General features: G+C 57.9%; 16 protein-coding genes. 11 read left to right on the forward strand and 5 right to left on the reverse strand.

From position 1 onward, the window contains the following. Window positions 1-75: 75 nt before the first annotated feature. The 5 genes from OO25_RS21265 to OO25_RS22690 all read right to left on the reverse strand — a co-directional run bounded on the left by OO25_RS21265 (window position 76) and on the right by OO25_RS22690 (window position 2,029). On the reverse strand, window positions 76-360 hold the full coding sequence (locus OO25_RS21265; RefSeq protein WP_040182745.1) for a hypothetical protein: 285 nt from the start codon (window positions 358-360) through the stop codon (window positions 76-78). Continuing rightward, entirely contained in the window at window positions 357-815 is a 459-nt protein-coding gene (locus tag OO25_RS22325) for a hypothetical protein (protein WP_052465750.1), read from the reverse strand. The genes OO25_RS21265 and OO25_RS22325 overlap by 4 nt, the downstream gene beginning before the upstream one ends. After that, window positions 812-1,108, reverse strand: a complete 297-nt coding sequence (locus OO25_RS21275; RefSeq protein WP_139044810.1) for a hypothetical protein — start codon at window positions 1,106-1,108, stop codon at window positions 812-814. Before OO25_RS21275 ends, OO25_RS22325 begins: the two co-directional genes overlap by 4 nt. A gap of 5 nt (window positions 1,109-1,113) precedes the next feature. After that, window positions 1,114-1,458 (reverse strand): hypothetical protein, encoded by a 345-nt coding sequence (locus OO25_RS21280; protein ID WP_040182748.1) that lies wholly within the window; start codon window positions 1,456-1,458, stop codon window positions 1,114-1,116. 229 nt (window positions 1,459-1,687) lie between these two features. Then, complete coding sequence (locus OO25_RS22690; protein WP_175304859.1) at window positions 1,688-2,029, reverse strand: helix-turn-helix transcriptional regulator; 342 nt, start codon at window positions 2,027-2,029, stop codon at window positions 1,688-1,690. Between the two features lie 44 nt (window positions 2,030-2,073). On the opposite strand from OO25_RS22690, the gene OO25_RS23150 reads away from it, so the two are divergent. The 11 genes from OO25_RS23150 to ssb form a co-directional block, all read left to right on the forward strand. Next, window positions 2,074-2,358: a hypothetical protein gene (locus OO25_RS23150; RefSeq protein ID WP_040182753.1), complete on the forward strand. Its 285-nt coding sequence runs from the start codon at window positions 2,074-2,076 to the stop codon at window positions 2,356-2,358. Continuing rightward, window positions 2,358-2,642 carry a ClpX C4-type zinc finger protein gene (locus OO25_RS21295; RefSeq protein ID WP_040182755.1) on the forward strand — a complete coding sequence of 95 codons (285 nt, stop codon included), beginning with the start codon at window positions 2,358-2,360 and terminating at the stop codon, window positions 2,640-2,642. Before OO25_RS23150 ends, OO25_RS21295 begins: the two co-directional genes overlap by 1 nt. 51 nt (window positions 2,643-2,693) lie before the next feature. Next, window positions 2,694-2,912: a hypothetical protein gene (locus OO25_RS21300; RefSeq protein WP_040182757.1), complete on the forward strand. Its 219-nt coding sequence runs from the start codon at window positions 2,694-2,696 to the stop codon at window positions 2,910-2,912. A gap of 5 nt (window positions 2,913-2,917) precedes the next feature. Continuing rightward, complete coding sequence (locus OO25_RS21305; RefSeq protein WP_139044811.1) at window positions 2,918-3,184, forward strand: hypothetical protein; 267 nt, start codon at window positions 2,918-2,920, stop codon at window positions 3,182-3,184. Beyond that, window positions 3,177-4,034, forward strand: coding sequence for a DUF6551 family protein (locus OO25_RS21310; RefSeq protein ID WP_040182760.1), 858 nt, complete (start codon window positions 3,177-3,179; stop codon window positions 4,032-4,034). Before OO25_RS21305 ends, OO25_RS21310 begins: the two co-directional genes overlap by 8 nt. A gap of 107 nt (window positions 4,035-4,141) precedes the next feature. Beyond that, window positions 4,142-4,474: a DUF1064 domain-containing protein gene (locus OO25_RS21315; RefSeq protein WP_052465752.1), complete on the forward strand. Its 333-nt coding sequence runs from the start codon at window positions 4,142-4,144 to the stop codon at window positions 4,472-4,474. Beyond that, window positions 4,471-5,418 (forward strand): hypothetical protein, encoded by a 948-nt coding sequence (locus OO25_RS22330; RefSeq protein WP_052465753.1) that lies wholly within the window; start codon window positions 4,471-4,473, stop codon window positions 5,416-5,418. The genes OO25_RS21315 and OO25_RS22330 overlap by 4 nt, the downstream gene beginning before the upstream one ends. Then, the gene (locus OO25_RS21325) at window positions 5,415-5,669 is read left to right on the forward strand and encodes a hypothetical protein (protein WP_040182762.1); all 255 of its coding nucleotides are present in this window, start codon (window positions 5,415-5,417) and stop codon (window positions 5,667-5,669) included. The genes OO25_RS22330 and OO25_RS21325 overlap by 4 nt, the downstream gene beginning before the upstream one ends. Beyond that, on the forward strand, window positions 5,662-7,245 hold the full coding sequence (locus OO25_RS21330) for a DEAD/DEAH box helicase (protein ID WP_052465754.1): 1,584 nt from the start codon (window positions 5,662-5,664) through the stop codon (window positions 7,243-7,245). The genes OO25_RS21325 and OO25_RS21330 overlap by 8 nt, the downstream gene beginning before the upstream one ends. After that, complete coding sequence (locus OO25_RS21335; protein WP_040182764.1) at window positions 7,242-7,637, forward strand: hypothetical protein; 396 nt, start codon at window positions 7,242-7,244, stop codon at window positions 7,635-7,637. Before OO25_RS21330 ends, OO25_RS21335 begins: the two co-directional genes overlap by 4 nt. A gap of 372 nt (window positions 7,638-8,009) precedes the next feature. After that, a partial coding sequence (ssb, locus tag OO25_RS21340; RefSeq protein ID WP_040182766.1) for a single-stranded DNA-binding protein occupies window positions 8,010-8,146 on the forward strand: 137 nt, incomplete at its 3' end.

Genomic DNA, 8,146 nt, shown 5'->3' on the forward strand with positions numbered 1-8,146 from the left:
CCCCCGGCGCGAGTATGGGATGGAGTGCGCCGGGGGAGAGTTGGCCGCGCGTCTTGGTGCGCGGCTCAGGGAGGATCAGAGAGGCTGCGAAAGCTGGTATCCGATGGACACGGCAGCAACGATGCAGCAGAAGATCAGGAGCGCCCAGAATGTCGCCGCGAGGAACGGATTGTGCGGGTACATGGGCTGGGGTTTGTGCTTCCATGCCCCCGCGCTCCAGTCGTGTGTTTTGGTCCCCGACGCAGCATCCGCGAGTGGGGGCAGGATAAGACGCTGCGTCGGGGCGGAGGCCGCAGCGAAGTCTTTGCGGCCTTTCTCGATGGTCTTGCCGATCTGGTGGACGTTGCAGGCGCTGTTCATTTGCAGGCCTCCCGGAGAGCGTCGATCACCTCATTTGGGATCCAGCCGCCATGCTCATCAAAGCCGACCTCTATACTGTTCAGAAGGGACTCAGCCGCCAGAGCGATGCGCTCAAGCTGAGGAACGCGGGCTATGCGGCGAGCGTCGGGGTGATCCACAGACTTCACGTCCATGCGATATACGGTAGGACATTCGTCTGCCTGTGCTTGTCCTCTGGCTACCCCATCGCCGACTTCATATTCTGTGAGATCATCAATAGCGCCGTGCATGATGCCGCCGATTTGGAATGTCGGTTGCGCAGAGCGCATCCCCTTGCGCTTGAAGCCCATGACGTAACGACGCCCACCGCGATTTGTGGCAAGATAAAGATCGTCTCGACCGCCAAACCAAGCCCAGCCACCCAGATCGGGCGTTCCCGCCTCACGGTCTGCTTTGATATGCTCGAAGATATTCATGCCATTGCCCCCGCGATTGTCTTGGCCGCGAGACGCAAGCCTTGGGCCTTGAAGAATTGCGTGATTTCGCCCTTCGCCTTTTTCTCCATCGCTGCGGCCTCCGTCTCAAAAAGCTTGATGATCAGGTCAGGCAGCGCAGGGTGTGCGTCCTCAAAGCAGTTCCGCACGGCATCGGAAAGCGATGAGATGTCGCTAACGCCAGTGCCAAGAGGTGCGGTCACATCAAGGTCGCCGCCTATCGTCTTGTAAATGCCGTCATCGGTAGGAATGACATGGATAGGGTGAATGGTCATATCGGTCACTCCGCTGCGATTTGATGGATAGGGGCGGCATAATCCGCCGGGTCGAACTCGGCGCCGTCATCGTCAATGATGTTCTCGCCGTCGTTCAGTGTTTCGGTGAGCTGCGCCTCAATGATCCGCTCAGAGCGGGTCACGTCTGCCTTGCCAAAGACCTCGGACAGTTCATCGCGGGAGTGCAGGACCTCCTCAACCACTGCATCAGCGATTGAAGCGTAGACCCAATGGCCGCCAGCGCAGCCAACAGAGGCGTCAGGCGCATCGCAATCGGCGGTGAAAAACACCTGCGCCATGCACTCGATATCGTCGCCGAGGTAGATAGTCTTGAATACGCGGTCTTGCATGTTGGCTCTCCCGTTGCTTGAGAACCAACATAGTTGCCAATCTGGCAATCGTCAATATAAAAAAATGCCAAATTGGCAATACCTCAAAATTGCCCCATTTAGAGGCAAGCTTGATCCGGGGATTTAAGGGGAAGAAATTGCGAGATCACATTTACTACTGGCTCGGCCAAGAGGATGAGCGAGACCTAGCGGTACGTGCAATGCTGACGGGGGAAAGCTTGGACGTGATTTATGCGGAAAGGCCAGCGCGCCGCAACCGCTCCACTGTGTCGAACTCCATACCGGAGATCCTGCCCAAAATGATAAAGTCCAGGCTAACGCCGAAACGGTCAACCAACCTTGACGCCTTATCGTATGGGATAGCTCTCTGCCCGCCTTCAAAGCGGGACCAGTGACTGCGCTCTATCTCCAGCAGATCAGCGATTTCAGCCTTTGAAAGGCTATATGCCTCACGGATGAGCCGCAAGCGGTCGCCGATCGCATCGGGTGACATTGTGTCTGTCACGCTTTTCTTTGGAGCTGTTGCCATGCCGAACAATGGCTCCAAGGATGCATTTTTGGCAATTGCCATCTTCGACGCTTGACCTATTGCCAATTTGGCAATAGTTGTTGGGTATGGAGAACATTGCATCATTCAAAGATATCATCGACCTGTGGCCGAGCAGAAAAGAGCTGGCCGAGGATGTCGGGGCCTCCTTGATGGCGGTCCATCACTGGCACGGTAGGGATCGCATCCCCGCCGAATATGACGCCAAGCTGCTGGACGCGGCTTGCGCCCGGAATATCCCGCTTCATTGGCGTCGGCTGATGGATTTGCGTTCCGGTCATGCTTTCCATGTTGGCAACGCCAATGATGATTGCAAGGCCTCCGTAAAAAAATCGCAAATTGGTGCAAGCTGATGATCTTCCGCAAGAAGGCCAGAGAGGCAATGGACCGCGCACTGGAAACGGCCTCTTGCGCGGATGATCGTAAGAGTGATGGCGCAACACCGCCACAAGCTCATGGCCCCGCCTGCGTTCTCGCTTGCAGCTTTTGCTCCACGCCGGATGACACCGGGGCGCTTCTGATCAAGGGAGCGGGTGACGCCTTCATTTGCAGTAATTGCGTCTCCATTTCGGTTCGCCTTCTCTCGGACAGAGTTGCTGCTGCCATGCGCGAGAAGCGTGAGGCCGGCAATGGTTAGGCCCATCACAATCCGCGCAGAGCGCATCCGCGCACACATGGGGTGGCGGGTATGAGTGACCCCTACATCAAATCAATTCCGCACGAGGAAGACGGCAAGCTGCATTTCGTGGTGGATCAAGCCGGTTACGAAATGTTCATGCGGTTGGTTTCTCGGGCAGTCCCGACGAAGGCCGACAACCCGGCAAATTTCAACGCAATCAAAGACCGTATCTCAGGCGCATTCCTAACGGGTGCGATCCTGATGGGCTGGAGAGGTAAAAGAGGATGAAGGTTATGGATGTTCTCACAGCAGTAAAGCAGGGCGCGCGGGTCATGGTCACCATGCCAGACCGTGCAGACCGCAAGGAGAAGTACAGCCTCACGGACGGGACCGAGGTCAGCCATGACCAGTTCGACCGCCTGAAGCCTTTCCTCGCCGCTGAGCAATCGGCCAGCGGTAAAGACTGGGCCGCTGCAGTGAGCGAGATTGACGAGGCTCTTGAGGTTCTTCGTCGGGCCCGCGGCTACGCCGAGAAGCATATGGGGCAGGGCAATGACTGATGAAAATCAATTTGACCGCATTTGCGACATAGCGTCTGAACTCGGGTTCGAACGCAAGGCGGAGAGCGACGACCCATCTGATGCGCTGGAGCTTCTTTGGCTTCACCCTAGCCAGATCGTGATTGATCGCACCTATCAACGCCGCGTGTCTGCCAGTGGCAAGTCTCGCATAAAGCGCGCATTGAAGGACTTCGATTGGCGGAGGTTCGGGGCAATTTCCGTGGTTCCTGTCGGCGATAACCTCTACGCCTGTATCGATGGTCAGCACCGAGCAATCACGGCATGGGCCGCTGGTGCCGCCTTGGTTCCGGCTGTAGCGTTCAAGGCTGACGTCGCTGATCAAGCCGTGGCTTTCGTTGGGGTCAATGTGAACCGTACTGCGGTTGCCAGCATTGACAAATTCCGAGCCCGTGTGGCTGCAGGCGATGAAGCCGCAGTTATTACCCAGGAAATCATGAACGAACTCGGCATAAGCGCAGATGTGCCTGCCGGGTCTGCGTTGGCGCCACACCAGACGCGCGCGGTCGGGAAGATCGAAAAGCTGGTCAAGATGATCGGTCGTGGTCTTACTTTCACCTCGCTTGAAATGCTTCGTGACGCTCAGCCAGAGGAGCCAAATCTCCTGACAGCTTTCGCAGTCGAGGCATCGGGCATGGCGGTTGCTAAGCTTGTAGATGCCGAGGCCGACCTTGATCGCCTGGAAAAGATACTCGCCGATATCGATTTCGACAGCTTGCGGGATGATTGCAAGCAGCTTGTCAAGTTGCAGGGGGGGCAGCTCGCCCGCCACGGAACAGCCTGCATTATCCGCCTCTACAATAAGGGCCTGCGGGACAAGGTGGCAGCATGACTGACCCCTTTATCAGCACCCCTGAACCCCAAACAGAGGAAGTGGTCAGACGATCTGCACAACCCAGCATTCGACGCAAAAACAGAGAAGATAGAGGCTGGGTGGAGATGAACAAGTTCAACGCAATCGCAACAACTGTGGATGGCATTCGATTTGACAGCCTCAAAGAGGCTCGTCGCTGGGGTCAGCTTCGCCTTTTGGAAAAGGGTGGAAAGATCCGCAATCTGCGACGTCAAGTCCGCATCGACCTAGAGGGAAAGAATGGCCCTTTGCGCACCCGGACAGGTCGCCAGATGAGACTGACCGTTGATTTCGTTTACGAGGATCAGCGTCTGAACTGGGCTGAGGTCTACGAAGACAGCAAGGGCGCCATCACCCGCGACTACGAGGTTCGCCGCGCTGTCGCGCAGGCGATGGGAATTGAGGTTATCGAAACATGATCCGTATTGACCAAATCCGCACGGACGGCGGCACCCAATCGCGCGCGCAAATCAACGACGAAACCGTTTCAGAATATGCCGAGGCGATGGCAGATCCGAACTGCGTGTTCCCACCGGCAATCGTCTATTATGACGGCAAGGACTATTGGCTTGCCGATGGCTTCCATAGGGTTGCTGCGTGGTCCCGTGTCGGGCGCGTCGAGGTGCCTACAGAAGTGCGCCAGGGGACGCGCCGCGATGCAATCCTGCATTCCTGCGCGGCAAACTCCGAGCATGGCCTGCGCCGCACAAATGCCGACAAGCGCCGGGCCGTTATGACGCTACTGAATGACCCTGAGTGGGCGCAGTGGTCAGATCGGGAGATCGCGCGGCGCTGCGCCGTGTCTCCGTCTTTTGTCGGCGGGATGCGCGGTGCATCTGTCCACGATGGACAGATAGCCACCTCACGCACCGTTGAGCGCAACGGCACCACCTACCAGCAGAACACCGCCAACATCGGTGGATCAAAACCGGATCAAGACGGCACCGCCCCTGCACCCCAAGAAAACATGGCGGAAACGGCCACATCACCAGATTTCAGCGCCCCCCAATCAAGAGCCGATCAAGAAACCAAAGGCGCTGTATCACCAGATCCGCACCGCAACGGCCTCTCTCAACTGACCCGCGACGGATTGGAAGACGAGATTGCGGGCCTGCGCGCTGAAAATGCCGAACTGCGCGATGATCTGGCAAAGGCTGAGGCGGAGCGCGACCGCCTCAAGGCCGCAAACAAGGAACTGTCCTCTAGCGATCAGGGCGCAACGATCAGCCGCATTCAGAAGCAGCTACAGGCGGCGAAATACGCGCGAGACGAGGCTATGAGCGCCACCAAGCGCGAAGAATACAAGCGCAAGAAGGCAGAGAAAGAACTGGCCCGGATCATGGGGCAGGAAATCGAACTATGAGCATCCTCGACCGCATCAGAGCGCATGGCGGGGAGGTCACTCGCGACCGCCACCGCATCAGCATTCGGCGCGGTCGACTGTCTGACAAGGCGCTCGCTTGGGTCTCCGCCCACAAAGACGAGCTGATCCGAGAAATTTGGCCCGAGTACGACGATTGGTTGGAGCGTGCAGCGATCCGCGAATTCGACGGCGGGCAAAGCCGAGATGAAGCCAACGAAGCAGCCTATGATGAGGTGATTGCCTATGTTTGACCTTTTGAGCCAAGCCGAAGCCAAGGAAATCAATCTTCGAGATTACCAGTCTGACGCAATCGAGGGGCTGCGTGATTGCATCCGGCAGGGTAAGCGGAAAACAGTCCTTTGCGCTGGAACCGGCGCGGGCAAGACCGTCATGGCCTCTCACTTGCTGAATGAAGCCGACCGCAAGGGGTCCTATTCCCTGTTCCTTGTGGACCGCGTGGCGCTGGTGAACCAGACCAGCGCCACCCTCGATGAATACGGCATCCGGCACGGCATCTTGCAGGGTATTAACCCACGATATGATCCGTATCAGAACGTTCAGGTTTGCAGCATTCAGACGCTGGCACGGCGCATGTTGCCCCGCTCTCCATCCCTGATTGTGTATGACGAATGCCATGCTCAATATCGGTCGACACTGGAATACATCGCCAAGCAGTCGCAAGCTGTTGTCGTCGGCCTGACTGCCACGCCTTTCACAAAGGGCATGGGGCAACATTGGGATGATGTGGTCAATGTGATCCCCACGCGCAAGCTGATCGAAGGCGGTCACCTGATCGAACCAACGATCTACGTTGCCCGGTCTCCCGACGACAGCCAGCTTGGCCGGAATAGCTATGGCGAATTCAGCGACAGCAGCGCCAGCGCCGCCGGTATCGAAATTGTGGGTGACGTGGTTTCCGAATGGATCGCGAAAACCGGCGAGCATTTTGGAGGCCCGGTCAAAACCATCGTGTTCAGTACGACCGTAGAGCATGGGCGCGAGATGTGTGCTGCATTCAACGCGGCTGGCTACAATTTCCAACAGGTTTCATACCTTGACCATGATGACGACGAGCGCGCGGCAAAGATCGCGGAATTTCGTAAGCCTGACAGCGAGATCGACGGTCTGATTTCCTGCGGGGTTCTGACCAAGGGTTTCGACGTGCCAGACGTGCGCTGCGGAATCTCCTGCAAGCCATACCGCAAAAGCCTTTCGAGCCACATGCAAGAAATCGGCCGCGTGATGCGATCACACAAAGAAAGCGGCAAGGACAAGGCTCTTTGGCTTTGCCACAGCGGCAACGTCGAGCGGTTCTCCCTTGATACATACGATGTTTGGGAAAACGGCTGCGGACCGCTGGATGCTGCCGAAAAGCGGGACAGCAAGGCGCGTGAGCGCAACCCGGAAGAGCGTGAGAAGGTCGTTTGCCCTGAGTGTTCAGGCGCACTGAGAGGTAGCACCTGCACCGCATGTGGTTGGGAAAAGCCTGCGCGATCTGGCGTCCATGCCGTCGATGGTGAAATGCATGAGTTCCACCTTGGCAGCTCTGGCATGCAGCCCCGCGCTGGCCTTCGCGCTGCGTGTCTGTCGGACCCCCGCAAGGTTTGGGAAGGCGCGCTTGCCTTCACCAGCGAACGAAGCGCCAAAGGTGAACAACATGCCCGCCGATGGGCATACGGCATATTCTCCGGCATCTATCCGGGCCAGAAATTGCCGCGAGGATGGTTTGACAGCCCTATCCGATCAACGGTCGACACCGCTGCATACGCGCTTGCAGAGCGTGAGGTGAAACGGTTCCGCAAGGGCAGCAAGCGGGGTGCAGCATGACGGCACATGCCCGCATCGACGATCAGGAGGCCCAGCAGGCCGCACAGTGGAACGCATGCTGTCGCGCCCTGCAAGCCGCTCTTGATGCCGCTGAGGGCCTACCGGATGGCCGCAGAGCAATAGGTGAGGCGCTTTGTGCCGCGCTAGACACTGTGGGAGCAGGTGCTCCGCGTTACGAAATGTTTGGGGACCTGCGGGCTGAGGCTGATTGGTGGTCGGACACAGCGACACCTCTGGAAATCGAGATTTACGCAGCTGCGGCCTTGAAGCGCATTCATAATGCAACGTTCGCGACGCGCGCCCGCAAGCGCCTTTTCATGGCGATGTGGGGGGAGTTCACGGATCAGGAGCGCGGGGCGTTCCTAGCAAATGTCAACCGTCAGAGGGGGTAACGAAACGTGACCCCGCGCACGTAACGCGGGGCCTCATCAGCGGTCGGTTATCGTTCTTCGCAGGACAGACGGTGGCGCTGATAGGAGGAAGCCTACCATGGGGCGGGACCAAAGGCAAAGCGCAGTCCGAAAGAGAGAAGCGCGGTCCCCGGCACAGTGACAATCGTGCCGAAAGTAGCTCTCGACGGTCTGGGGGATGTCACCCAATCAGACTGGCCCTAAGCGGCGGCCCGGCTCCGGCCAGCAAGATCGCGGTGGGCATAGGGACTAACCTCAGCAACCGCTGGGGCTAGTCGTCCTATGCCCATCACAACGACCCTCACCAACCAGCAATTACAGAACAACAGTAGAGATAGAGGAGATAGGAGAAAGATGGCAGGAAGTTTGAACAAGGTCCAGCTGATCGGAAATTTGGGCCGTGATCCCGAAGTCCGCAGCTTCCAGAACGGCGGCAAGGTCTGCAACCTGCGGATCGCCACTTCTGAGACGTGGAAAGACCGCAACACCGG

Source organism: Phaeobacter sp. S60 (genome assembly GCF_000826845.1).
In the GTDB taxonomy this organism is placed as follows: Bacteria; Pseudomonadota; Alphaproteobacteria; order Rhodobacterales; family Rhodobacteraceae; genus Phaeobacter; species Phaeobacter piscinae.

Coding starts and splice junctions, on each gene's coding strand:
- OO25_RS21265 (WP_040182745.1), bottom strand. CDS start 360: ATGAACAGCGCCTGCAACGTCCACCAGATCGGCAAGACCATCGAGAAA.
- OO25_RS22325 (WP_052465750.1), bottom strand. CDS start 815: ATGAATATCTTCGAGCATATCAAAGCAGACCGTGAGGCGGGAACGCCC.
- OO25_RS21275 (WP_139044810.1), bottom strand. CDS start 1,108: ATGACCATTCACCCTATCCATGTCATTCCTACCGATGACGGCATTTAC.
- OO25_RS21280 (WP_040182748.1), bottom strand. CDS start 1,458: ATGCAAGACCGCGTATTCAAGACTATCTACCTCGGCGACGATATCGAG.
- OO25_RS22690 (WP_175304859.1), bottom strand. CDS start 2,029: ATGGCAATTGCCAAAAATGCATCCTTGGAGCCATTGTTCGGCATGGCA.
- OO25_RS23150 (WP_040182753.1), top strand. CDS start 2,074: ATGGAGAACATTGCATCATTCAAAGATATCATCGACCTGTGGCCGAGC.
- OO25_RS21295 (WP_040182755.1), top strand. CDS start 2,358: ATGATCTTCCGCAAGAAGGCCAGAGAGGCAATGGACCGCGCACTGGAA.
- OO25_RS21300 (WP_040182757.1), top strand. CDS start 2,694: ATGAGTGACCCCTACATCAAATCAATTCCGCACGAGGAAGACGGCAAG.
- OO25_RS21305 (WP_139044811.1), top strand. CDS start 2,918: ATGGATGTTCTCACAGCAGTAAAGCAGGGCGCGCGGGTCATGGTCACC.
- OO25_RS21310 (WP_040182760.1), top strand. CDS start 3,177: ATGACTGATGAAAATCAATTTGACCGCATTTGCGACATAGCGTCTGAA.
- OO25_RS21315 (WP_052465752.1), top strand. CDS start 4,142: ATGAACAAGTTCAACGCAATCGCAACAACTGTGGATGGCATTCGATTT.
- OO25_RS22330 (WP_052465753.1), top strand. CDS start 4,471: ATGATCCGTATTGACCAAATCCGCACGGACGGCGGCACCCAATCGCGC.
- OO25_RS21325 (WP_040182762.1), top strand. CDS start 5,415: ATGAGCATCCTCGACCGCATCAGAGCGCATGGCGGGGAGGTCACTCGC.
- OO25_RS21330 (WP_052465754.1), top strand. CDS start 5,662: ATGTTTGACCTTTTGAGCCAAGCCGAAGCCAAGGAAATCAATCTTCGA.
- OO25_RS21335 (WP_040182764.1), top strand. CDS start 7,242: ATGACGGCACATGCCCGCATCGACGATCAGGAGGCCCAGCAGGCCGCA.